18 protein-coding genes are annotated in these 23,147 nt (G+C 66.1%); 10 read left to right on the top strand and 8 right to left on the bottom strand.

The window, feature by feature from the left end; translation table 11 throughout:
* Positions 1–3 precede the first annotated feature (3 nt).
* The 3 genes from trpC to JIP62_RS02370 are packed head-to-tail and all read right to left on the bottom strand — an operon-like array spanning position 4 to position 2,424.
* Positions 4–795, bottom strand: coding sequence for an indole-3-glycerol phosphate synthase TrpC (trpC, locus tag JIP62_RS02380; protein ID WP_201103353.1), 792 nt, complete (start codon positions 793–795; stop codon positions 4–6).
* Positions 792–1,829 (bottom strand): anthranilate phosphoribosyltransferase, encoded by a 1,038-nt coding sequence (trpD, locus tag JIP62_RS02375; RefSeq protein ID WP_201103352.1) that lies wholly within the window; start codon positions 1,827–1,829, stop codon positions 792–794. The genes trpC and trpD overlap by 4 nt, the downstream gene beginning before the upstream one ends.
* A gap of 4 nt (positions 1,830–1,833) precedes the next feature.
* Positions 1,834–2,424: an anthranilate synthase component II gene (locus JIP62_RS02370; RefSeq protein ID WP_201103351.1), complete on the bottom strand. Its 591-nt coding sequence runs from the start codon at positions 2,422–2,424 to the stop codon at positions 1,834–1,836.
* A 105-nt stretch (positions 2,425–2,529) separates the two neighbouring features.
* Here JIP62_RS02370 and JIP62_RS02365 point away from each other — a divergent pair, with 105 nt between their 5' ends.
* Positions 2,530–2,694 carry a peptidoglycan-binding protein gene (locus JIP62_RS02365; RefSeq protein WP_201103350.1) on the top strand — a complete coding sequence of 55 codons (165 nt, stop codon included), beginning with the start codon at positions 2,530–2,532 and terminating at the stop codon, positions 2,692–2,694.
* Here the strand turns inward: JIP62_RS02365 and trpE are convergent.
* Together trpE and JIP62_RS02355 are read right to left on the bottom strand one after the other, a co-directional pair.
* Complete coding sequence (trpE, locus tag JIP62_RS02360; RefSeq protein WP_201103349.1) at positions 2,691–4,205, bottom strand: anthranilate synthase component I; 1,515 nt, start codon at positions 4,203–4,205, stop codon at positions 2,691–2,693. The genes JIP62_RS02365 and trpE overlap by 4 nt on opposite strands.
* The gene (locus tag JIP62_RS02355; RefSeq protein ID WP_201103348.1) at positions 4,202–6,124 is read right to left on the bottom strand and encodes a peptidylprolyl isomerase; all 1,923 of its coding nucleotides are present in this window, start codon (positions 6,122–6,124) and stop codon (positions 4,202–4,204) included. Before JIP62_RS02355 ends, trpE begins: the two co-directional genes overlap by 4 nt.
* Before the next feature lie 116 nt (positions 6,125–6,240).
* On the opposite strand from JIP62_RS02355, the gene tpiA reads away from it, so the two are divergent.
* From tpiA to JIP62_RS02325, 6 genes are all read left to right on the top strand, one after another.
* Entirely contained in the window at positions 6,241–6,990 is a 750-nt protein-coding gene (gene tpiA, locus JIP62_RS02350; protein ID WP_201103347.1) for a triose-phosphate isomerase, read from the top strand.
* A gap of 82 nt (positions 6,991–7,072) precedes the next feature.
* The gene (secG, locus tag JIP62_RS02345; RefSeq protein WP_230974829.1) at positions 7,073–7,519 is read left to right on the top strand and encodes a preprotein translocase subunit SecG; all 447 of its coding nucleotides are present in this window, start codon (positions 7,073–7,075) and stop codon (positions 7,517–7,519) included.
* A gap of 87 nt (positions 7,520–7,606) precedes the next feature.
* Positions 7,607–9,256, top strand: coding sequence for a CTP synthase (locus JIP62_RS02340; protein ID WP_201103345.1), 1,650 nt, complete (start codon positions 7,607–7,609; stop codon positions 9,254–9,256).
* Positions 9,253–9,753: a GNAT family N-acetyltransferase gene (locus JIP62_RS02335; protein ID WP_201103344.1), complete on the top strand. Its 501-nt coding sequence runs from the start codon at positions 9,253–9,255 to the stop codon at positions 9,751–9,753. Before JIP62_RS02340 ends, JIP62_RS02335 begins: the two co-directional genes overlap by 4 nt.
* 367 nt (positions 9,754–10,120) lie before the next feature.
* A complete protein-coding gene (locus tag JIP62_RS02330) occupies positions 10,121–11,794 on the top strand; it encodes an MFS transporter (protein ID WP_201103343.1) in 1,674 nt (557 codons plus the stop codon).
* Positions 11,795–11,959: 165 nt separating this feature from the next.
* The gene (locus tag JIP62_RS02325; protein ID WP_201103342.1) at positions 11,960–15,334 is read left to right on the top strand and encodes a hybrid sensor histidine kinase/response regulator; all 3,375 of its coding nucleotides are present in this window, start codon (positions 11,960–11,962) and stop codon (positions 15,332–15,334) included.
* Positions 15,335–15,337: 3 nt separating this feature from the next.
* On the opposite strand, the gene JIP62_RS02320 is transcribed toward JIP62_RS02325, so the two are convergent.
* Entirely contained in the window at positions 15,338–15,964 is a 627-nt protein-coding gene (locus JIP62_RS02320; RefSeq protein ID WP_201103341.1) for a response regulator transcription factor, read from the bottom strand.
* Positions 15,965–16,138: 174 nt separating this feature from the next.
* Between JIP62_RS02320 and JIP62_RS02315 the strand changes: the two genes are divergently transcribed.
* The 3 genes from JIP62_RS02315 to JIP62_RS02305 all read left to right on the top strand — a co-directional run bounded on the left by JIP62_RS02315 (position 16,139) and on the right by JIP62_RS02305 (position 21,645).
* Complete coding sequence (locus JIP62_RS02315; RefSeq protein WP_201103340.1) at positions 16,139–17,494, top strand: DcaP family trimeric outer membrane transporter; 1,356 nt, start codon at positions 16,139–16,141, stop codon at positions 17,492–17,494.
* Between the two features lie 17 nt (positions 17,495–17,511).
* Positions 17,512–19,452 (top strand): acetate--CoA ligase, encoded by a 1,941-nt coding sequence (gene acs, locus JIP62_RS02310; protein ID WP_201103339.1) that lies wholly within the window; start codon positions 17,512–17,514, stop codon positions 19,450–19,452.
* A gap of 126 nt (positions 19,453–19,578) precedes the next feature.
* Positions 19,579–21,645, top strand: a complete 2,067-nt coding sequence (locus JIP62_RS02305) for a phytase (RefSeq protein WP_201103338.1) — start codon at positions 19,579–19,581, stop codon at positions 21,643–21,645.
* A gap of 13 nt (positions 21,646–21,658) precedes the next feature.
* Here the strand turns inward: JIP62_RS02305 and cobS are convergent, their stop codons facing one another.
* Both cobS and JIP62_RS02295 read right to left on the bottom strand, forming a co-directional pair.
* Positions 21,659–22,663: a cobaltochelatase subunit CobS gene (gene cobS, locus JIP62_RS02300; protein WP_201103337.1), complete on the bottom strand. Its 1,005-nt coding sequence runs from the start codon at positions 22,661–22,663 to the stop codon at positions 21,659–21,661.
* Positions 22,664–22,721: 58 nt separating this feature from the next.
* Positions 22,722–23,147, bottom strand: a complete 426-nt coding sequence (locus JIP62_RS02295; RefSeq protein ID WP_201103336.1) for an organic hydroperoxide resistance protein — start codon at positions 23,145–23,147, stop codon at positions 22,722–22,724.

The following is a 23,147-nucleotide window of genomic DNA, read 5'->3' as shown; positions in this document are numbered from 1 at the left end:
ATGTCAACTTAACAGCAGAGCCCGTGTCGCGGCCTCTACATCGGCCTGCCGCATCAGGCTTTCGCCGACCAGGATGGCTCCGGCACCGGCTGTGGCGACCGCCGCGACATCGGCTGCGGTGAATATCCCGCTTTCGGCCACCAGCAGGGCCTCGTGCGGAGCCAGGTCGGCCAGGCGCGCCGTGGTGGCCAGATCGACCTCGAAGGTCCGCAGCGAGCGGTTGTTGACGCCGATCAGGTCACCGCCCAGGGCCACGGCGCGCGCCATCTCGGCCTCGTCATGGGTCTCGATCAGGGCGTCCATGCCGAATCGGCGCGCCTCGGCCAGGACGTCCGCCGCCAGGGCGTCGTCGATCATGGCCAGGATGATCAGGACGCAATCGGCCCCCAGGGCGCGGCTCTCGGCCACCTGCCATGGGTCGACGATGAAGTCCTTGCGCAGGCAGGGCAGGGCGACGGCCGCCCGCGCCGCGACCAGATAGGCATCATCGCCCTGGAAACTGGGACCGTCGGTCAGCACCGACAGACAGGCTGCCCCGCCGCGCTCATAGGCCTGGGCCAGGGCGGGCGGGTCGAAATCGGCGCGAATCAGACCCTTGGACGGGCTGGCCTTCTTGATCTCGGCGATCAGGGCCGGGCGGCCGGGCGCGGCATGACGGACAAGAGAGGCGCGAAACCCGCGCGGCATCCCGGCGACCGCAGCCTGGGCCTCTATGGCATCCTGTGACGCAGCGGCCTTGCGCGCGGCGACGTCGATCCGCTTGTAGGCGGCGATGCGGTCCAGGATATCGCTCATGCCGGGTCTTCGATCTCGATCGGGGTGTTGGTGGCTTCGACCAGGGCGGCCAGCGCCTTTGCCGCGCGCCCATCGTCGATGACGGCCCCCGCCATGACGGCCCCTTCGGCCAGATCGGCGGCACGATCCGCCACCACCAGGGCCGCCGCCGCGTTCAACAGGACGATGTCGCGATAGGCCCCCGGCGCGCCGTCCAGCAGGGCCCGCAGCGCCGCCGCATTCTCCTCGGCATCACCGCCGCGCAGGTCCGCGATGTCGGCGCGCGCTAGACCGGCCTCCTCGGGGGTGACCGAGAATCGTCGCACCGCCCCGCCCTTGAACTCGGCAACCTCGGTCGGGCCCGTGGTCGTCAGCTCGTCCAGTCCCTGGCCGTGGACTGTCCAGGCCCGGGTGGCCCCCAGCCGCCCCAGGACCTCGGCCAGCGGCTCCAGCAGGCGGGGATCATAGACACCCATCACCTGGCGCTTCGCTCCTGCCGGATTGGAAAGCGGTCCCAACAGGTTGAAGACCGTGCGGAAACCGATCTCGGCCCGCACCGGCCCGACGTGGCGCATGGCCCCGTGATAGGCGGGGGCGAACAGGAAGGCGATATTGGCCACGTCCAGTGAGCGGCGCTGCTGCGCCGGGCTGGCGGCCAGATTGACCCCCAGCACCGACAGCACATCGGACGAACCTGACTTGGAGCTCAGTGCCCGGTTGCCGTGCTTGGCGACCTTCAGCCCCGCACCGGCCAGCACCAGGGCTGCGGCGGTCGAGATGTTGAACGTATGCGCCCCATCGCCCCCCGTGCCGCAGGTGTCGATCGCGTCATAGGGATGATCCAGCGTCAGCGCCGCCTGACGCATGGCAGTGGCAAAGGCGGTGATCTCCTCGACCGTTTCGCCGCGAATCCTCAGGGCCGTCACCGCCGCCGCCACCTGGGCCAGGGTTGGTTCGCCTCGAAGGCAGGCCGCGAAAAAGGCCAGGGCTTCGTCCCTCTCCAGGATGCGGCCCTCGACCAGCTTGGCCAGCAGGGGCTTGAACCCGTCCGCCATCCGCTCAGACCATCGCCGAGCGCTTGATGCCTGCCAGATCCAGGAAGTTGGCAAGCATGTCGTGGCCGTGTTCGGTCGCAATGGATTCGGGGTGGAACTGAACCCCGTGGATCGGACGGTCGCGGTGTTTGAGTCCCATGATCTCGCCGTCCTCGGTCCAGGCCGTGACATCCAGGCTGTCAGGCAGGGTGGCGCGCGAAACCGCCAAGCTGTGATAGCGCGTGGCGGTGAAGGGGGAAGGCAGGCCCGCGAAAACCGACGTCCCCTCGTGGATGATCGGCGAGGTCTTGCCGTGCATCAGGGTCTTGGCCCGCACCACATCGCCGCCAAAGGCCTGACCGATCGCTTGGTGGCCCAGGCAGACCCCCAGGATGGGCATATCGTCCGGCGCCGTGGTCAGCAGCGGCAGACAGATCCCCGCCTGATCCGGCGCACATGGACCGGGCGACAGCAGCACCCCCTGGGGCTTCAGCGCCCAGGCCTGTTCCACGCTCAGATCGTCGTTGCGGATGACGTGCGTCTGCGCGCCCAGCTCCGCGAGGTAGTGGACGAGGTTGTAGGTAAAGCTGTCGTAGTTATCGACGACCAGGATCATGGCTTGGCTTCTAGGGGCTGGATCGGGCCGCGCCAAGCGTCCGTCGGTCGCATAAGCGTCGTGTTAACCGGCAAGGGGCGAAATCGGCGCTCCGAGGGGCCGCCGATGACCGACATCACCGACATTCTTTCACGCGCGCGAGCGGCTCTGGTTCCGCCCGTCGAGCAACCCCGGCCTCTGGCGGCACTGGGTGCGGCCGCCCTTGCAGCAGGCGCAGCGGTGCTGATGGCGGGAATGGTGATCGTCGGTCCTGGATTCTCGGTCAGCTAGCGGTTGCCCGAGGTGTAACGCCAGGCGTCGTCCGCGGCCCGAATGGGGGCTCGGGCCTTGGCATGGGTCTCGGCATATTCAGCAGCCGGATCGCTGTCGGCCACGACACCGGCACCGGCCTGGACGAAAATCCGTCCGTCGGCGAACAGGGCGGTCCTCAGAACGATGCAGATGTCAGCCTCGCCGCCGGCCGAAATATAGCCCACGCCCCCACCATAGCCGACGCCGCGCTTTTCCGTTTCCAGCTCGTCGATGATTTCCATCGCCCGCACCTTGGGGGCCCCGGAAAGGGTGCCGGCGGGCAGGGCGGCCAGCAGGGTATCGACGGCGTCCAGGCGAGGGTCGGCCTTGCCGCAGACGTTCGAGACGATGTGCATCACCTGGCTGTAGCGTTCGACCACGAAGCTCTCGGTGACCTCGACCGAACCGGGCGCGGCGACCCGGCCCACGTCGTTCCGTCCCAAATCCAGCAGCATCAGATGTTCGGCCAGTTCCTTTGGGTCGGCCAGGAGCTCGGCTTCCAGGGCGCGGTCGGATTCGGGCGTTTCGCCGCGGGGGCGTGTCCCGGCCAGCGGGCGAATGGTGACGGTGCCGTCTTTCAGTCGGACCAGGATCTCCGGGCTGGACCCCGCCAGCTGGAAACCGTCGAAGTTCAGATAGAAGAGATAGGGCGAGGGGTTCTGGCGCCGCAGCGACCGATAGAAGGCGAACGGGTCGCGGTCCCAGGGCGCTGAGAATCGGTGGCTTAGGACCACCTGAAAGATGTCGCCCGCAGCGATGTAGTCCTTGGCGGCGGCGATCTTCCGTCCAAACGCCTCGGCATCGACGGGCGAAACAAACTCAGGCGCTAGAGATTGGACCGGCTCGGGCCGAGCGGAAAGCGGAGCGCGCAGATCGGCCTCGAAGGCGTCCAGCCGCGCGAAGGCCGCAGCATGGGCCGTTTCGGCATCCTGCCCCGAATCGGGAAAGGCGGGCGCGACCAGGACGATCTCGTGTCGCACTGAATCGAAGATCGCCACCAGTCCAGGGCGCGCCAGAACGGCATCGGGCAGGTCCAGGGGATCCGGATTGGCCGGACCCAGCGGCTCCAGCAGCCGGACCATGTCATAACCGAAGACGCCGAACAGCCCAGCCGCCATGGGCGGCAGGTCGTCCGGCAGATCCATGCGCGTGGCCGCGATCAGGGACCGCAGCGACGCCAGCGCAGGCTCTGCCTCTGGCGTGAACCGTCCAGCCGACAGAGCTTCGCCCCGGGCCGTCTCAGCCACGCCATCACGGCACCGCCACAGCACGTCCGGATCGCGCGTGATGATCGAGTAACGCCCGTTGACGGCGCCACCCTCGACCGACTCCAGCAGGAAGGCGTGGTTCCGCCCCCGCCCGACCTTCAGATAGGCCGAGACGGGTGTTTCCAGGTCGTCGATCAGCCGCCGTACGACGACTTGGGGCTGGCCTTTCGACCAGCCCTCAGCAAAGGCGGCCTTGGACCTTGCGTCACGATCCGAGGTCATCCGGCAGGGGTAGGCGCGGCCGGAGCTTCAGTCTCGGCAGCCAGGCCCAGGGCCTGACGCGCCGCCCCGATGTCGTAACGGGCCTTGGATCGGGTCGCAGCGGCGCTTACGCCCTGTTCGCCCATGCCGCCGACGATCTCCTCGGTCATCCGCGGACGAACCTGTTCGGCCAGGGTGACCGTCGGCGCGGCCGTGGCCGCCGGCGGCACGATCCGGTCGACACGGCCGACGACAAAGGCGGTCTGAGACTGCGGCTGGGCAAAGGCCTGGCCCGACTTCTGGCTGAAGACACCTTGCAGCACGCCTGCACCGATCTCTTCCTGGGTGGCCTGGTTCTGCTGCACGCCCGTGCGGGTGACGAGGGTTGCCCCGACCGATGCGGCGACGGCGGCAATGTCTTCGCCGCCACGCACGCGGGCCGCCAGCTCTTCGGACTTGGCGCTCAGCAGGCGGCTGTTTTCGCGCGTGGTCCAGCCCTGCGTCAGAGGTTCGCGAAGTTCATCGATCGTCGGCATGGACGGGGGGCGAACCTCATCGACGCGCACGACGAAATACTGGCCGTTTCCGGCGTCGGTGACTTCGCTCTCGCCACCGCGGCCCAGGGCCCAGGCGGTCGTGAAGACGATGGGGGGCAGGGAGACGCGCTGGCCGTCGGCCTGGGCACCGGTCTCACTGAACGGGCCGGCCTTGCGCACCCGGGCTCCGACCGCCTGGGCGGCCGCTTCCAGGCTCTGTCCCGAAGAACGCGCCTTCTCATAGGCTTCAACCCGCTCATAGGTCCGGCCCTTGTCGTCCTCGGCCGACAGTTCGGCCACGATGGCGTCGCGGACGTCGGCCAGGGCGACTTCGCGGCCGGGCGTGATGGCGGTGACCTGAGCGACGGTGAAGCCGACGCGGCCCTGGATCGGATTGGTCACACCCGGTGCGGTCAGGGCAAAAGCCCCCGCCGCAACGGCCGGGTCAGCCAGGGCGCTGCGGGCGGTATCGGCATATTCAACCGGACGGATGTTGCCGTTGGCGCGGCCCGCCTCGGCGGCGCTCTGGCCACTGCGGAGCGCAGCCGCAATACGGTCGGCCGCAGCGCGATCCGGTGCCGTCAGAGTGACGATGGAGCGGGTCTCAGGCTGCGAGAGCGCGTCTTTGCGGAACTCGAAACGTTCCTGGATTCGTTCCTCGCTGATCGGCGGAGCCTCTCCCCCGGCGAACAGGACCAGAGTGACGGTCCGAAGTTCGGGACGACGCAGCTGGGCGGCGTTTTCACTGAGGAAGGCGTTCAGCTGGGCATCGGTGGGCGCGGCGGCGCGGCCGGCCATATCCTGGGTGACGACGAACCAGCGGGCATCGCGCGTTTCCAGCGAGGCGTTGGCCACCAGGGCACCATACACGCGAGGGACTCGGGCCCCGGCCAGCAGGGCGGCGGCGTAGTGGTTGGTTGCATACTGGTCGCGGAACTCCTGCTCCAGTTGCGCCGGCGTCAGGTTCTGCTGGGCCAGGACGCTGCGGTACTGTTCCTCGTCGAACTGGCCGGTGATCTGATTGAAAAAGACCGGAGCCTGACGGATCTGCTTCAGCACCAGCTCCTTGCCGGGGCGGATGCCGACGTTCCAGGCCCAGGACAGGAAGCCCAAGCGCTGGGTCTGGCTTTCCAGAAAGCGCAGGTGGATGTTCTCGGCGATCATGTCCTCGATCGACACGGGACGACCGGCCTCTTCCTGCAGATTATTGCGGACGCGCTCGAAATCGGCTCGGAAGTCGGCCTGGTTCATGTCGCGGCTGCCCGCCGAGATCACGTTCTTGGGGCCCAGGTTTGCAAAGACATCGACCTGGCTGCCCCCGGTGACCAGCAGGCCGAGCGCCAGCAGCACCAGAAGGCCGATAGCCCATTTGGACTTCGCGAAGTTTCGGAACAGGGTGATCATCGACAAACCAGAGCGACCGGCGAGAAGCGCCACCTCGGCGTATAGGGGGAGGGGACGGCCATCCGCAAGACGGAGACGGGCTTGGCTTCGTCGTTTCGGCTGCCTAAACAGCCCGTATGAAACAATCCGTGAAGTTGATCGCCGGAAACTGGAAGATGAACGGCCTTGCGTCGTCTCTGGTCGAGGCCACTGCCCTGAAATCGGCGCTGGAGGCCGATCCGGCCGATTGCCGCGTCGCCCTTTGCCCGCCCGCAACCCTGATCGCCCAGATGGCCTGGCAACTGCGCGGCGGATCGATCGAGCTGGGCGGCCAGGACTGCCATGCGGCAGCATCAGGGGCTTTCACCGGCTCGATTTCGGCCGCGATGCTGGCAGATGCCGGGGCGCGTCTGGTGATTCTGGGGCATTCCGAACGGCGGGCGGGTTTCGCCGAGACAGACGCCGTTGTCGCCGCAAAGGTCGAAGCCGCCCTGCAGGCCGGGCTCGAGCCGATAATCTGTGTCGGAGAGACCCTCGAACAGCGTCAGGCCGGACAGGCCGTGGCCGTCGTGGCCGACCAGGTCGCAGGATCGCTGCCGCTGTCTCTGGCCGATCAGGCGTTTGCGGTCGCCTATGAGCCGGTCTGGGCGATCGGCACCGGCCTGACCCCGAGCCTGGATCAGATCGAGGAGGTCCACGCCGCCATCCGTGCCGCGCTGATCGCGCGTCTGGGCCCAGCCGGGCAAACCGCGCCGATCCTCTATGGAGGTTCGGTCAAGCCTTCCAATGCTGCCGAAATCCTCGCCGTACCCGAAGTCGGCGGGGCCTTGGTGGGCGGAGCGTCGCTGAAGGCCGAGGAATTCATCGGCATCATCCGCGGCGCATAGGCCTGCGCGTTGCCCCGGCAGACCATCGGTGTTAGAGGCCGCCGCTTGATCGGCGCGCGCCCGCGCCCACATGAATGACACCATGCTCCAGACCATCCTCCTCGTCGCCATGATCCTGATCTCGCTGGCCTTGGCCGGCATTGTGCTGATCCAGAAGTCCGAGGGCGGCGCGCTCGGCATGGGCGGCGGGCCGTCGGGCTTCATGACCGCGCGCGGAGCGGGCAATCTGCTGACGACCACGACCTGGTGGCTGGGCGCGCTGTTCTTCATCTGCGCCATCGGCCTGACGGTTGCCGGCAACATGGAGCGTTCGAGCAACCAGTCGGTGATCGATGCCGACGCCGTGGGTTCGATCGCCGTCGGCGGCGAGACCTCCGCTCCGGCCGCGGGTCAGCCTGCGCCTGCCGCGCCTGGGGCAGCGACGGAGCCGGCTGCGCCGACGTTCGATGATTTCGAGGCCAGCCTGCCGACCGGCAATGCGCCTGTGGCGGCCCCTGCCGCGACTCCCGCCCCGACCCCCGCCGAGTAAGTGATGAGGGCGGTTATCCCCGCCTTCTCCGTTTCTCCCCAAAGTCTCAAAAGCGTCCCGCACGAATCGGCGGTAAGGTGATCCCCCATGGCCCGTTATGTGTTCATCACTGGCGGCGTGGTTTCCTCCTTGGGAAAAGGCCTCGCCTCCGCCGCGCTCGGCGCGCTTCTTCAGGCGCGCGGGTATAAGGTTCGTCTGAGGAAGCTCGACCCCTACCTCAACGTTGATCCGGGCACGATGAGCCCCTATCAGCACGGCGAGGTCTTCGTGACCGACGACGGGGCCGAGACCGATCTGGATCTGGGTCACTATGAGCGTTTCACCGGCGTTTCGGCCGCGCGCTCTGACAACGTCACCACCGGCCGGATCTATTCCACCATTCTGGAGAAGGAACGCCGCGGCGACTATCTGGGCGCGACCGTCCAGGTCATTCCCCACGTCACCGACCAGATCAAAGCCTTCTGTCTGACGCCCGCCGTGACCGACGAAGGCGAGGCTGTCGATTTTGTGCTCGTGGAGATCGGCGGAACGGTCGGCGATATCGAAGGCCTGCCCTTCTTTGAGGCAATCCGCCAGCTCGGGCAGGAACTGCCCCGGGGACAGTCCTGCTTCGTCCACCTGACCTTGCTGCCGTTCATCAAGACGGCGGGCGAGATGAAGACCAAGCCGACCCAGCATTCGGTCAAGGAACTGCGCTCCATCGGGATCCAGCCGGACATCCTGCTGTGCCGCTGCGAACAGCCCATCCCGCCCGAGGAAAAGCGAAAGATCGGCCTGTTCTGCAATGTGCGTGAGACGGGCGTGATCCAGGCGATGGACTCCGCCGACATCTATGCCGTGCCGATCGACTATCATCGCGAGGGACTGGACGCGGAGGTGCTGGCCCACTTCGGCATCACCGACGCCCCCGAGCCCGACATGGCGATGTGGGAAGAGATCGTGCGTCGTCGCCTGATGCCGGACGGCGAGGTGACCATCGCGGTCGTCGGCAAATACACGGTCCTGAAGGACGCCTATAAGTCGCTGATCGAGGCGCTGCATCACGGCGGCGTGGCCAACAACGTCAAGGTCAATATCGACTGGGTGGAGGCCGATACCTTCGAGGGTGATCGCGAAGCCTGCGAACTGCGGCTGCAGGGGGCCCATGCCGTGCTGGTGCCGGGCGGCTTTGGCGAGCGCGGGGCCGAGGGCAAGATTGAAGCGGCTCGTTTCGCCCGAGAGCGCAACATCCCCTATTTCGGCATCTGTTTCGGCATGCAGATGGCAGTGATCGAGGCGGCTCGGAACCAGGCGGGCTTTGCCAAGGCCTCGTCGACCGAGTTCGGACCGACCACCGAGCCGGTCGTCGGCCTGATGACGGAATGGACGCAGGGCAACCAGCGCGTTCTGCGCCAGCAGGGCGGCGACCTGGGTGGCACGATGCGGCTGGGGGCCTACGACTCGACTTTGGCACCGGGATCGAAGATCGCGGAAATCTACGGCACCACGGCCATCAGCGAGCGTCATCGACATCGCTATGAGGTCAATATCAACTACCGCGAGGCGATCGAAGCCGCCGGACTGCGGTTCTCCGGCCTGTCTCCCGACGGCGTGCTGCCTGAGACCGTAGAGCGGACCGACCATCCCTGGTTCATCGGCGTGCAGTATCACCCGGAACTGAAGAGCCGGCCGTTCAAGCCCCATCCGCTGTTCGCCAGCTTTGTCGAGGCGGCCCTGGTGCAAAGCCGCCTGGTGTGACCGTGCTGGTCACCGATCGGCTGGTCTTGAGACGAGCCGTAATCGGCGACCTGCAGGCCATGCATTCGGTGTTGTCCGATGTGCAGGCGACCCGATACTGGTCCACGCCGCCACATGACACGATCGAACAGACGCAGGTCTGGCTGGACAGCATGATCGACTCGCCGCCGGAACTGAGCGAGGATTTCGTGGTGACCCTTGGCGGGCGGGTTGTGGGTAAGGCCGGGTTCTATCGGCTGCCAGAGATCGGCTACATCCTGCATCCGGAGGTGTGGGGCGAGGGCATTGCGTATGAGGCGTGCCGGGCCGTCATCGATCATGTCTTCGCCACGCGCGCCGGGATTGGTCACCTGATCGCCGACGTCGATCCGGAAAACCGTAAATCAATCAGTCTGTTGACCCGGCTGGGATTTCGAAAGACCGGCCAGCGCGCCCGGACGATCCAGGTCGGCGGCGTCTGGTGTGACAGTCTGTATTTCAGGTTGGACCGGGAGTGACCGCCTTCAGAACGCCTGTCGCCTGCGGCAGCGGGCACAGACCATGACTGCCTTTTCGGTCCGGCTGTCCACGAAGACATGCCCCCTGAACAGGCACTTCAGGCGTTTCATCCATGGGGTCTTTGCGGGCATGGCGCACAGATAACACGGATCGATTTTGCGATCCACGAAAAGCGCTTTGTTTTTAAAGAATTATTCGCGCGCAATGGTTGCGCTTGCTATCCGTGGTTGTCCTGCGGCGAATGGTGGGGTTCGACCAAAGTCTCTCTGACCGCCGAACCTTGATCCTGCCAGTCTGGGTGCCCGCTCGTTTTCGATGGCGGGTAACCGAGACAGCCGGGCATCGGCGGCAGGGGAGGATTTCATCATGACGGACAGCACCACCGGTGCACCAGGCGACACGACCGAAACGGTCGGCAAGAACGACAAGCTCGTCATTCTGGCCTCTTCCGTCGGCACCGTGATCGAATGGTACGACTTCTATCTTTACGGATCGCTGGCCGCGATCATTTCCGCCCAGTTCTTCTCGGGGGTTAACGAGACGACGGGCTTCATCTTTGCCCTGATGGCTTTTGCGGCTGGATTTGCTGTTCGCCCGTTCGGTGCGGTCTTCTTTGGTCGTCTGGGCGATCTGTGGGGACGCAAGAACACCTTCCTCGTCACCATGCTGCTGATGGGACTTTCGACCTTTGTGGTCGGTCTGCTGCCGCCCTATGCCGCAATCGGCATCGCGGCGCCGATCATCCTCGTGCTGATGCGTCTGATCCAGGGTCTGGCATTGGGCGGTGAATACGGCGGTGCCGCAACCTATGTGGCCGAGCACGCGCCACGCGGCAAACGCGGGTTCTACACCTCCTTCATCCAGATCACCGCGACGGTCGGCCTCCTGCTCAGTCTGGTGGTCATTCTGGGGGTTCGCACGGCGGTCGGCGAGGAAGCCTTCGCCGACTGGGGCTGGAGAATTCCGTTCCTCCTTTCGATTCTGATGCTGGCGGTATCGCTGTGGATCCGGCTGATGCTGGCCGAAAGCCCGTCTTTCAAGAAGATGAAGGCCGAGGGCAAGGGCTCGGCCACGCCGCTGAAGGACTCCTTCGGCAAATGGCCCAACCTGAAGCTGGTCCTGATTGCCCTGGTCGGTCTGACCGCCGGTCAAGCCGTGGTCTGGTACACCGGCCAGTTCTACGCCCTGTTCTTCCTGGAGCGGGTGATGAAGGTCGAGGCCTCTCTGGCCAACATCCTGATCGCCATCGCCCTGCTGCTGGCCACGCCGTTCTTCGTCTTCTTCGGCTGGCTGTCGGACAAGATCGGTCGCAAGCCGATTATCCTGGCCGGCTGTCTGATCGCGGCTCTGACCTATTTCCCGCTGTTCCAGGCACTGACGACCGCAGCCAACCCGCGTCTGGCGGAGGCCACCGCCTCTGCACCGATCACGGTCTATGCGGATCCGGCCGACTGTAACGTGCAGTTCGACCCGATCGGCAAGACGGTGTTCAACCAGTCGTGCGATGTGGCCAAATCCTATCTGGCCAAGGCGGGCATCAACTACACCAATGTCGAAGCCCCTGCCGGGACGGTGGCCGAGGTCCGCATCGGCGACCAGACCGTCGTCCCCAGCTTCCGCGGTGAAACCCTGTCGACGGCCGACTTCGCCGCCGAGAAGAAGACCTGGGATGCGGGCCTAGGCGAAGCGCTGGCCGCGGCCGGATATCCGCTCAAGGCTGACAGTGCCGAGGTCAACCGACCGGTCGTCGTGGCGATCCTGTTCATCCTCGTTCTCTATGTGACGATGGTCTACGGACCGATCGCGGCGGCACTGGTCGAGATGTTCCCGACCAACATCCGCTACACCTCCATGTCCTTGCCCTATCATATCGGCAACGGCTGGTTCGGCGGCTTCCTGCCGACCACGGCCTTCGCCATGGTGGCGGCCACGGGCAACATCTACTACGGCCTCTGGTATCCGATCGTGGTGGCAATGATCACAGTGTTCGTCGGCTTCCTGTTCGTAAAGGAAGGCAAGGACGTCGATCTCAACGCCTGATCCTGCTTCGGGCTGAGAGAGGGGCGGGCGGATCGGCAACGATCCCCCGCCCTTTGTCCGTCTGGTCGGTGGCGTCGGCCGTCTGATTAGTGATTAGTGGATGGTGATTGCCGCCGCTCCCCTGACCACCCGTTACCCATCACAGACCAGATCCTGCATCCCCCGATGTACTCCCTTCTGATCCCGCTTCTGATCGCGGCCTATATGACGGCGCTGTTCGCCATCGCCTGGCGCAGCGACCGGGCCGGTCCACGTGGACCGGGGCGGCGGTTCGGACCGTGGGCCTATGCCCTGTCGCTGGCGGTCTATTGTACCTCCTGGACCTATTACGGTGCCGTCGGGACGGCAGGGCGCGAGGGCTGGGAGTATCTGCCCATCTACATCGGACCGGCGATCGGCATCGTCGTCCTGTTTCCGATCTGGCGCAGAATCGCGGCGGCGGCACGGCGCGAGAACATCGGCTCCATCGCCGACTTCATCGCCGCCCGGTATGGCAAGAGCCAGACCCTGGGCGCGGTCGTTGCGGTCGTCGCCATCGTGGGCTCGCTGCCCTATATCGCGCTCCAGCTGAAATCCTTGTCCATGGCCTGGCAGCTGGTCACTGCAGGCACCCCTGCGGCGGGATCCGAACAGCTGACCGTCAGCGTGATCGCCGTGGTCCTGGCCGGGTTCACCATCCTGTTCGGTGCGCGCCGGCCCGACCTGACCGAGCACAATCGCGGCCTGATTCAGGCCATTGCCCTGGAGTCGATCGTCAAGCTGACGGCGCTGGTCGCCGTGGCCGTCTTTGCCGTCTTCCTGTTGTTCGGCTCGGCTCCGCCTGCAGCCGTCGTGAAGGGTCTGGGCGATCTGGCGACTGTGCCTGTGGTCGATGGCCGGTTCATCGCCATCACCCTGTTGTCCACCCTGGCGATCTTCTGCCTGCCGCGGCAGTTCCATGTGGCCTTCGTCGAGGCATCGGAGCCCGCCCACATCCGGCGGGCCAGGTGGGTCTTTCCCCTTTATCTGCTGATTACCAGCCTGGCGGTCCTGCCCCTGCTGGCGGCGGGTGGAATATTTTCGTCCATCAGCGATCCAGACCTGTTCGTCCTGGCCCTGCCGTTCCAGCAGGCGGGGGGCGCGCTGACGGCCTTTGTGTTCGTGGGAGGATTTTCTGCGGCCACGGCCATGGTCATCGTCGAGACGGTCGCCTTGTCCGCCATGGCGTCCAACAGCCTGATCCTGCCGCTTGTCGCGCGCGACCGCTGGCGGATGCGCGAGGACGCCTCGGACATGGCCGGGGCCATCCTGCAGGTTCGCCGAGGGGTGATCTGCGCCGTCCTCTTTCTGGCGTGGCTGTATTTCCAGGCCATCGACCGATCCAGCGGCCTGGCGTCGATCGGGCTGACCTCCTTTGCGGCCCTGGCCCAGCTGGCGCCGGCCCTGTTCGGTGCCGTGCTGTGGCGAGACGGTCATGCGCGCGGGGCCACCGCCGGCATCGTGGCGGGCACGGCCATATGGCTGGTGCTGATGGCGGTGCCCCAGGTCGGTGCCGCGCTGGGCCTCGGCGACGCCACCCCGTTTGGCCTTTCGGACACCTTGCCGATTGGCGTGTTCCTCAGTCTGGCCGTCAACACCGCCATCTATGTCGCTGTGTCGAAGCTGGCCAAGCCGCGCCTGATCGATCAGGTCCAGGCGCGCGCCTTTGTGGATCGGCTCAGCCCTGACTGGCGCGATCGGAACACGGCCCCCTCGGGGGCGTCGGTCAGCGACCTGAAGACCCTGGTTGCGCGCTTTGTCGGCGATGCGGGGGCGGAACGGGCCTTTGCTGCCTTCGCGCGCGAGACCGGTCAGGTCTTCAAGGACGGCGATTCGGCCGATGCAGGTCTGGCTCGTGCGGCTGAGCGAATGCTGGCCGGAGCGGTCGGGGCCTCGTCGGCCCGCCGGGTCATCTCTGCGGCCCTCGCCGGCGGGGGGCGCGCGCCCGAGGACGTGGTGCGGATGCTCGATGAGGCGTCCCAGGCGGTCCAGTTCAATCGCGAACTGCTTCAGGCGACCCTGGACAATATCGACCAGGGCGTTGGCGTGGTGGATGCGGATTTGCGGCTGATCGCCTGGAATGCCCGCTACATCGACCTGTTCGACCTGCCGGCCGGCTTTGTCCATGTGGGTCAGCCGATTGCGGCCGTCTATAGACTGAACGCCGAGCGGGGAGAGGTCTCGCCCGATCAGATCGAACCGTGGATCGAGCGGCGGCTGGAGGCGCTGCGTCGCCGCGAGCCCCATTCGCATGAACGTGTTCAGCCCAATGGCCGCGTCATCCGCTCGACCGGCACGCCCATGTCGGGCGGCGGCTATGTCACCAGCTATACCGACATCACCCAGCTGCGCCGCGCCGCCCAGGCCCTGGAGGAAGCGAACGAACAGCTGGAAGCGCGCGTGGCCGATCGCACCGAACGCCTGGAGGAGGCGCGCCAGGCAGCCGAGGATGCCACGGCCTCCAAGACCCGGTTCCTGGCCGCTGCCAGCCACGACCTTTTGCAACCCCTGCATGCAGCCCGGCTCTTCATCGCCGCCCTGAAGGATGAGGCGGCTGACGAGGGCTCGCGCGCCCTGGCCGAGAATGCCGATCGGTCGATCGACAGCGCCCACAGGCTTTTGAAGGCGCTGCTGAACCTGTCACGCCTGGAGGCGGGGGGCGTGAAACCCGCAGTGACGGCGTTGTCTCTGGAGGCCCTGTTCGTGGAGCTGCGCCGCGAATTCCTGCCGCTGGCAAAGGCCAAGGGCTTGTCTCTGCGGATCGTCGGCACGGGTCTTTGGGTGTCATCCGACCGGGATCTGCTGCGGTCGCTGCTGCAAAATCTGATCGGCAATGCCGTCCGCTACACCGACAGCGGGGGCGTGGTGGTTGGGGCCAGGCGGGAAGGTGACGCGGTTCGTCTGGTGGTTTGCGACAGCGGCCGGGGCATCGCCAGGGACCAGCAGGAAGCCATTTTCGGGGAGTTCACACGTCTGGCGGCGGTGGCGGGCGATGAGCCCGGGGCCGGGCTGGGACTGGCCATTGTGCGCAAGGTATCGGGGTTGCTGGGCCATGAACTGACGTTGAGCTCGCAACTGGGCAGGGGCTCCAGCTTCTCCGTCCGCCTGCCGCGCGCCGAGCGGATGGTCCCGCCTGAGACGTCCGCAGTAATCCGTCAGACCGAAGTCTCGGCCTTCCGGGTGCTGTGTGTGGACAATGAACCCACCATCCTGGAGGGCCTGTCTGCCCTGTTACAGCGGTGGGGCATGCAGATCGTGACGGCACCTGACGCGGCCAGCGCCCTATCGGCAGCCGGTCCCTTCGATGCGGCGTTGGTGGATCTGCATCTGGGTGACGGACCTGATGGCCTGGCGGTTTTGCGAGGCCTGCGCGAAAAAGGCGTCGCTCAGCTCGCCCTGATCAGCGCCGATGCCGACGAAACCTTGCCTGACCGCGCCAGGGAGGCCGGCGCCGTTCTTATGGCCAAGCCGGTCAAGCCTGCGGCGCTGAAGGCCTTTCTGACAAGTCGAAGCCGGACCTAGGGCTCAGGGGTCGACGCCCAGGGCTTGGGCCGCGATGACCGCCTGGGTGCGGTTCTGGACGCCCAGCTTCCTGAACACGCCCGTAAGATGCGCCTTGATGGTCGCCTCGGTGACGCCCAGGTCGAAGGCGATCTGCTTGTTCAGCCGCCCCTGCTGCAGCCCGACGAGGATTTTCAGCTGCGACGGCGTCAGGCTGGCGATGCGGTTTTCCATCGCGGCATCGGCCTGTGCCTGATCCGGATCGACGCCATGGGGGGACCACGGGTCCCCGGCCAGCACGGCGGTCAGGGCTTCCGTCATCTGCTCCAGAGCGGCCGATTTCGGGATGAAGCCGGCCGCTCCGAAGGCCAGGGCGCGGCGGACCGTGACGGCGTCCTCGCTGGCCGAGACCACACAGACCGGCAAGGTCGGAAACATCCCGCGAATAGCGATCAGCCCGGCAAAGCCGTCGCAGTCGGGCATCTTGAGATCCAGCAGAAGCAGATCGGCGGGCCCTTTATCCAGGACCCCTTTCGCCTCGGCCAGGGTGGCGCATTCCTGGATCGCTGGATCCGGTAAGGTCCGGCTGAGCGCCTGTCGCAAGGCAGCGCGAAAAAGGGGGTGGTCGTCAGCGATGACGATACGATCCATGGCGTGTCCTCGAACCCTGGCGCGCGGTTTCATTGCAGGCTGAACGCGTCGCGGGACCACTGTGGCACCCTACGACTTTGGTCGAAACTAGACGAACGGCTAATGGCGGGGCGGGGGTCCCGTCCCGGACAGTGCTGTCGGGAGGTTCGCGACAGACGAGCCCGGGAGGACATCATGACCAAGAGCCACATGCTGGGCGGCATCGCCGCCATAACCCTCATCGGTCTGCCGGGAGCCGTCTTGGCCCAGGATGCGCCAGACGTTTCGGCGCTGGAGGCCCGGATCGCCTATCTAGAGCGCGAGATCGACCTGCTGCGTGCCGATGTCACGGCGGCCCGCGCGCAACAGGCTACTCAGGGTCAGGACATCATCCGCCTGGATCAACAGGTGGCCGCTGCGCCGGCACCAGCTCCGGCCCCGGCCCCGGCCGATGGCTTCCGGATCGGCAACAACACGGTGCGCTATGGCGGCTTCGTCAAGGCGGACTATTCGATCAGTCAGTACAGCGGCGGTGACCCCGCCAACGGCGATGCCCAGCGCGACTTCTACCTGCCCGGCACCATTCCGGTGGGCGGAGCGGACGAGGGCGAGGCGACCGACTTCAATGCGCGTCAGACCCGGTTCTGGCTCACGACCGACGGCGTGATCGGTGGGCGCAAGGTCGGCACGCGGGTCGAGTTCGACTTTCAGGTGCTGCCCGGCACTGGCGACCAGCGCACGACCAGCCCCTCAAATCCGGCCCTGCGCCGAGCCTTCGTGACGATCGACAACTGGCTGTTCGGCCAGGAGTGGACCAATTTCCAGATCCTGTCGGTGCTGCCCGAGACCGCCGACTATGTGGGCCCGACCGAAGGCACGACCTTCAATCGTCAGGTCCAGGTCAGGTACACGCGCGGTCCGTTCTCGATCGCGCTGGAAAATCCCGAGACGACGGTCACCCCGTTTGGCGCGGCGTCGCGGATCGTGGCCGACGACAACACCCTGCCGGATCTGACGATGCGCTATACCTTCACCCGCCCTTGGGGCGAGGCGGCGGTGTCGGGCATTGTTCGACAGCTGGCCTATGAGACGACCGGCGTCGGCGCGATCGAGAGCTCGACGGTCGGCTGGGGCATTTCGGCGGCGGCGCGCGTCAAGGTGGGCGAGCGCGACGATCTGAAGTTCATGCTGACGGCGGGGGAGGGGATCGGTCGCTATGTCGGCCTGAACTTTGCCAATGATGCGGTCCTTGATGCTTCGGGCGAGCTGGAAGCCATTCCCCTGGTCGCCGGCTTCGCCGCCTATCGCCACTACTGGCGGCCCAACTGGCGCTCCAGCCTGATCTATGCGTTCCAGAACGTCGACAACGACCCGGCCCTGCTGGCGCTGTCGACCAATGCCGCGGCGCAGAGCGTTCGCGCCAATCTGATCTGGAGCCCCGTGCCGTCTTTCGATGTCGGTTCCGAGCTCAGCTTCGGCGAGCGCGAACTGGAGTCGGGGGCGACCGGTGACGTGACCCGTCTGACCTTCTTCGCTAAATACGGCTTCTAGTCTTTCAAGGCTTCTGCATGTCTGATCCGACCCTGTACCCCGTCAGCCCAGAGTGGGCAGAACGCGCCCTGATGGACAAGGCGGGCTATGGGGCGGCCCGGCAGCAGGCACAGCAGGGGCCCGACGCCTTTTGGGCACAGGCCGCCACCCGGCTGGACTGGATCACGGCCCCGACGGTGATCAAGAACGTCTCATTCGACAGGGCCGACTTCCGCATCCGCTGGTTCGAAGACGGTGTTCTGAACGTCGCCTGGAACTGTATCGATCGTCACCTGCCGACGCGGCGCGACCAGACGGCCATCCTCTGGGAAGGCGATGAGCCGACGGACAGCCGCGCGATCACCTATGGCGAACTGCACGGCCAGGTGTGCCGCATGGCCAATGTGCTGAAGGCGCAGGGGGTAAAGAAGGGGGATCGCGTCACCCTGTATCTGCCCATGATCCCGGAAGCGGCCTATGCCATGCTGGCCTGCGCCCGCATCGGGGCCGTCCATTCCGTGGTGTTCGGCGGCTTTTCGCCCGACAGCCTGGCCGGGCGGATCGAGGACTGCGCCTCCCGGATCGTGATCACCGCCGACGAAGGCCTGCGGGGCGGCAAGACCATACCGCTGAAGGCCAATGTCGATGCGGCACTGGAGCGGGTCTCGGGCGTGGAAACCGTGCTGGTCATCCGCCGCACGGGCGCGGACGTCGCGATGGTCGCGGGCCGCGATGTCGCCTATGCCGAAGCCGCCGCAGGGGTCTCTGACGACTGTCCCTGCGAGCCGATGAACGCCGAAGATCCGCTGTTCATCCTCTACACCTCCGGCTCGACGGGCAAGCCGAAGGGCGTGCTGCATACGACCGGCGGCTATCTGTTCTGGGCGTCGTGGACGCATGAACTGGTGTTCGACTATCGCCCCGGCGAAGTCTTCTGGTGCACGGCCGATGTGGGCTGGGTGACCGGCCACTCCTATGTCGTCTATGGCCCCCTGGCTAATGCGGGGACGACCCTGATGTTCGAGGGGGTGCCCAACTATCCGACCGTGTCGCGGTTCTGGGAGGTGGTCGACAAGCACAAGGTCGAGATCTTCTATACCGCCCCCACGGCTCTGCGCGCCCTGATGCGCGAGGGCGACGAGCCGGTGAAGTCCACCTCGCGCGCCTCATTGCGCCTGCTGGGCTCGGTGGGCGAGCCGATCAATCCCGAGGCCTGGCGCTGGTATCACGAGGTCGTGGGCGAAGGCCGGCTGCCGATCGTGGACACATGGTGGCAGACCGAGACAGGCGGCATCCTGGTCTCCCCCCTGCCGGGCGCGACAGATCTGAAGCCCGGCTCGGCGACCCTGCCTCTGCCCGGCGTGGAACTGCAACTCGTCGATGCCGAGGGGCAGGTGCTGGAGGGCGCCACGAGCGGCAATCTGGTCATCACCGACAGTTGGCCGGGCCAGATGCGGACCGTCTACGGCGACGACCAGCGGTTCTTCGACACCTATTTCAGCGCCTATCCCGGCAAGTATTTCACCGGAGACGGCTGCCGCCGGGATGAGGACGGCTATTACTGGATCACAGGCCGGGTCGACGATGTGATCAACGTCTCGGGCCACCGCATGGGCACGGCCGAGGTCGAAAGCGCCCTGGTGCTGCATGACGATGTGGCCGAGGCGGCCGTGGTCGGTTTCCCTCACGATATCAAGGGGCAGGGCATCTATGCCTATGTGACCCTGAACAAGGGGGTCGAGGCGCACGACGACCTCAAGAAGGCCCTGGTCGCCCATGTCCGCAAGGAAATCGGTCCGATCGCCGCGCCCGACGCCATTCACTGGGCGCCCGGCCTTCCCAAGACGCGATCCGGCAAGATCATGCGGCGCATCCTGAGAAAGATCGCCGAAAACGATCTGACCAGCCTGGGTGATACCTCCACGCTGGCCGATCCGGGTGTCGTCGACGATCTGGTGAAGACGCGGGCCCAGCATTAGGCGCTTGTCGTCTGGCCGACATACAAGTGAAGCGTGGCCGACACCGATCTGACGTTTAAGCTGAGCCACAAGCGGCCACGTCGAATCGCGGCCGCAGATCGCTTTTGCTCTCGATCGAGGCCATTCATGACCAGCCCCCTCGCACGCCGACTGTCGGCAGGTGCCGCCCTGGCTTGGGGGCTGACGATGGTCTCGGGGTGCGCCAGTGCACAGGACGCGGTTGATACCTCCGCAACCGTTGCCGCGCGGCGGGCGACCGAAGCGACGGCGACCGGGCAGATCGCCTCGACCACACTCGTGCTGGACGGGCAGGGCGGTCATATCCTCAGCGCCGCGGGGCTTGGCGGGTTGGAGGTCTACGGCCTGGACGGCACGCGGCTGGGCCAGGTGGCTGCCGGTGAGGCCGTGGGGCTGGATGTCGGATATGGCTTCATGCTGGCCGGGCAGCCCACGACCGTCGTGGCCGCCGTCGATATCAGCCAAAACACCCTTCGCCTGTTCCGCATGGATGGCACGGTCCTGACCGAGGTCGGGGCGCGCGCCATTCCGCTGGGCTTCGCGGCCGAGAATGTCTGCCTGTTCCACAACAGCCTGGACGGGGCGCTTTATGCCTTTGTGGTCGGCGACGGCGGCGAGATCGATCAGCAGCTGATCTATGCCGATGCGAACGGGCGGCTGGATGCGCGCCAGGTTCGCCGCCTGAACGTCATATCGACCGTGAAACAGTGCGTGGTCGATAGCGCCGCCTCTACTGTCTATGCGTCCGAGGAGACCGTCGGCATCTGGCGCTTCACCGCCGACCCGGAAGCCTTCGCCGCCCCCGTTCTGATCGATAGCCCGCGGTTCGGCGCCCTGACCGAAGAAGTTGGCGGACTGGCCCTTTACGACGGCGGCGAGGGGGCGCGCTGGCTCCTGGCGTCCGATGCCTCGGCCGGCCGGATCAATGTGTATGACCGGACCAAGGACGACGCCTATGTCCGCTCCGTGCTGGTGTCGGGCCCGGATGGTGGCGATGTCCTGGGCGAGCCTGGACCCATGGCCGCCACCAGCCGGCCCATGCCGGGCTTCGCCAATGGCCTGATCCTGGTCACCGATGAGGACGGTGCCAATGTGAAGGTGGTGTCCTTTGCCGATCTGGCATCCCCGCTTGGACTGGCCGCAGGAGCACCGACCGATCCTCGCGTTCACAACGATTCCCCTGTTCCCACCGTGACGGCGACGGTGGAGACGGCGGCGGTGGCCAGTTTCGGCGACGCGGCGGACGATCCGGCCATCTGGGCCCACCCCACTGATCCCGCGCAGAGCCTGATCGTCGCCACCGACAAGAAGGGCGGCCTGTTCCTCTATGACATGCAGGGGCATGTGGTTCAGGACCTGCGCGACGGCAAGATGAACAATGTCGATCTGCGCGAGGGCTTCAACCTGAACGGCGAGCGCGTCGTGCTTGTCACGGCCAGCGACCGCACCAACCGCAGCATCGCCATCTATCGCCTCGACACCGCCAGCCGCCGTCTGATCGCGGTGGCCGATGGGGTTCAGGATACGGGTCTGGCTGACCCCTACGGCCTGTGCATGTATCGCGAGCTGGCGACCGATCGCACCTATGTCTTCATCAATGGCGACGATACGCGCCTGCGTCAGTGGGAGCTGGTGGATGCCGGCAATGGCAAGGTGCGGGCCAACTTTGTGCGGGAACTGACCTTCGGTAGCCAGACCGAGGGCTGTGTCGCCGACGACGACAACGGCGTCCTCTATGTCGCCGAGGAGGACATCGGCCTGTGGCGCATGAGCGCCCACGCCGACGGCGGCACCGACATGGCGATGGTCCAGGCGATTGCCGACAATCCGGCGGTCAAGGACGACTATGAGGGTGTCGGCCTCTACGACCTGGGCAACGGTCGGGGCTATGTCGTCGTGTCCAGCCAGGGCAACGACACCTATGCCGTCTATCGCCGCGAAGCGCCGCAGGAATACCTGGGCTCATTCGCCGTCGCCGCCGATCCGTTGCGCGGCATCGACGGCATCTCGGAAACGGACGGGCTGGAGGTCACCAGCCGCAACCTCGGTCCTGGCTTCGAGCAAGGGGCCATGGTCGCCCAGGACGGCCGCAACGTCCTGCCGGTCGAGAACCAGAACTACAAATACGTGCCCTGGAGCGCGATCGCCGAGGCCCTGGATCTGGAAACGCGATAGGGCGGGTGGGCGCTCAGCCCACCTTCACCCGCGTCGCCGCCTCCGGCAGGTCCTCACCGAAGGCCCGCTGATAGAATTCCGCGATCGTCGGCCGCTCCAGCTCGTCGCACTTGTTCAGGAAGGTCAGCCGGAACGACAGCCCGACATCGCCGCCGAAGATGGTGGCGTTCTGGGCCCAGGTGATGACGGTCCGCGGTGACATCACGGTCGAGATGTCGCCGTTCATGAAGGCGTTGCGGGTCATGTCGGCGACGCGGACCATGGCGGCGATCTTGCGGCGCCCCTCTGCGTCCGACCAATCGGGCACCTTCGCGGCCACGATCTCGGCTTCCACGTCGTGGTCGAGATAGTTGAGGGTGGTGACGATGCTCCAGCGGTCCATCTGACCCTGATTGATCTGCTGGGTCCCGTGATAGAGGCCAGACGTATCGCCAAGGCCGATGGTATTGGTGGTGGCGAACAGGCGGAACCACTTGTTGGGCCGGATGACGCGGTTCTGATCCAGCAGGGTCAGGCGGCCCTGCGCCTCCAGCACACGCTGGATCACGAACATCACGTCCGGCCGGCCGGCGTCGTATTCGTCGAACACCAGGGCGATCGGGCGCTGGATGGCCCACGGCAATATGCCCTCGCGAAACTCGGTGATCTGTTTGCCATCCTTCAGGACGATGGCGTCCTTGCCGACAAGATCGATGCGGCTGACGTGGCTGTCCAGATTCACGCGCACCAGCGGCCAGTTCAGACGCGCCGCGATCTGCTCGATGTGAGTCGACTTACCGGTGCCGTGATAGCCCTGGACCATCACCCGGCGGTCGTGGGCAAAACCGGCACAGATGGCCAAGGTCGTCTGGGGGTCGAAGCGATAGGCCGGATCGACCTCGGGCACATGGCTGTCGACCGTGTCGAACATCGGCACAGTCATGTCCGCGTCGATGCCAAAGGCTTCGCGCACCGTCACATTGCGGTGCGGTTCGAACGTCAGGAGCGGGTCGGGAGTCGCATCGAGGGAGAAGGCCATATCCCCCTCCTAGAGGCACCGCGCGCGAGGCTCAACATGCGCGCGGTGCCGCACGGCTTTATTCCGCGCTCAACGCCACATCGACATTGCCGCGTGTGGCATTGGAGTAGGGGCAGACCTCGTGCGCCTTGGCGATCAACGCATCGATCGTTGCCTGATCCAGGCCGTGATCGGTGATCTTCAGCGCCACATCCAGGTTATAGCCTTCGCCGCGCGTGTTGGGGCCAAAGCCGATGGTCGCGTGGACCTGGGTGTCGGGGCCCACAGGCGTCCCCGCCTTGCCGCTGACCAGGCGCAGTGCACCCAGGTAGCAGGCGGCATAGCCGGTGGCGAACAGCTGTTCGGGATTGGTGCCGGGACCGTCGTCGCCGCCCATGGCCTTTGGCACCGACAGGCTGACATCGATCTTGCCGTCGTCCGTACGCGAGCGGCCGTTGCGGCCGCCACCCGAGGCGGTGGCGTGGGCTTTATAGAGAACGTCCAT

The organism is Brevundimonas vitisensis, from assembly GCF_016656965.1.
In the GTDB taxonomy this organism is placed as follows: domain Bacteria; phylum Pseudomonadota; class Alphaproteobacteria; order Caulobacterales; family Caulobacteraceae; genus Brevundimonas; species Brevundimonas vitisensis.
Note: the sequence above shows the minus strand (reverse complement) of the source record. Positions and strands in the feature narration are given on the sequence as shown.

Bases quoted from the DNA above. Each gene is read 5' to 3' on its own strand.
- trpC (WP_201103353.1), bottom strand. From the start codon at position 795: ATGAGCGATATCCTGGACCGCATCGCCGCCTACAAGCGGATCGACGTC.
- trpD (WP_201103352.1), bottom strand. From the start codon at position 1,829: ATGGCGGACGGGTTCAAGCCCCTGCTGGCCAAGCTGGTCGAGGGCCGC.
- JIP62_RS02370 (WP_201103351.1), bottom strand. From the start codon at position 2,424: ATGATCCTGGTCGTCGATAACTACGACAGCTTTACCTACAACCTCGTC.
- JIP62_RS02365 (WP_201103350.1), top strand. From the start codon at position 2,530: ATGACCGACATCACCGACATTCTTTCACGCGCGCGAGCGGCTCTGGTT.
- trpE (WP_201103349.1), bottom strand. From the start codon at position 4,205: ATGACCTCGGATCGTGACGCAAGGTCCAAGGCCGCCTTTGCTGAGGGC.
- JIP62_RS02355 (WP_201103348.1), bottom strand. From the start codon at position 6,124: ATGATCACCCTGTTCCGAAACTTCGCGAAGTCCAAATGGGCTATCGGC.
- tpiA (WP_201103347.1), top strand. From the start codon at position 6,241: ATGAAACAATCCGTGAAGTTGATCGCCGGAAACTGGAAGATGAACGGC.
- secG (WP_230974829.1), top strand. From the start codon at position 7,073: ATGCTCCAGACCATCCTCCTCGTCGCCATGATCCTGATCTCGCTGGCC.
- JIP62_RS02340 (WP_201103345.1), top strand. From the start codon at position 7,607: ATGGCCCGTTATGTGTTCATCACTGGCGGCGTGGTTTCCTCCTTGGGA.
- JIP62_RS02330 (WP_201103343.1), top strand. From the start codon at position 10,121: ATGACGGACAGCACCACCGGTGCACCAGGCGACACGACCGAAACGGTC.
- JIP62_RS02325 (WP_201103342.1), top strand. From the start codon at position 11,960: ATGTACTCCCTTCTGATCCCGCTTCTGATCGCGGCCTATATGACGGCG.
- JIP62_RS02320 (WP_201103341.1), bottom strand. From the start codon at position 15,964: ATGGATCGTATCGTCATCGCTGACGACCACCCCCTTTTTCGCGCTGCC.
- JIP62_RS02315 (WP_201103340.1), top strand. From the start codon at position 16,139: ATGACCAAGAGCCACATGCTGGGCGGCATCGCCGCCATAACCCTCATC.
- acs (WP_201103339.1), top strand. From the start codon at position 17,512: ATGTCTGATCCGACCCTGTACCCCGTCAGCCCAGAGTGGGCAGAACGC.
- JIP62_RS02305 (WP_201103338.1), top strand. From the start codon at position 19,579: ATGACCAGCCCCCTCGCACGCCGACTGTCGGCAGGTGCCGCCCTGGCT.
- cobS (WP_201103337.1), bottom strand. From the start codon at position 22,663: ATGGCCTTCTCCCTCGATGCGACTCCCGACCCGCTCCTGACGTTCGAA.
- JIP62_RS02295 (WP_201103336.1), bottom strand. From the start codon at position 23,147: ATGGACGTTCTCTATAAAGCCCACGCCACCGCCTCGGGTGGCGGCCGC.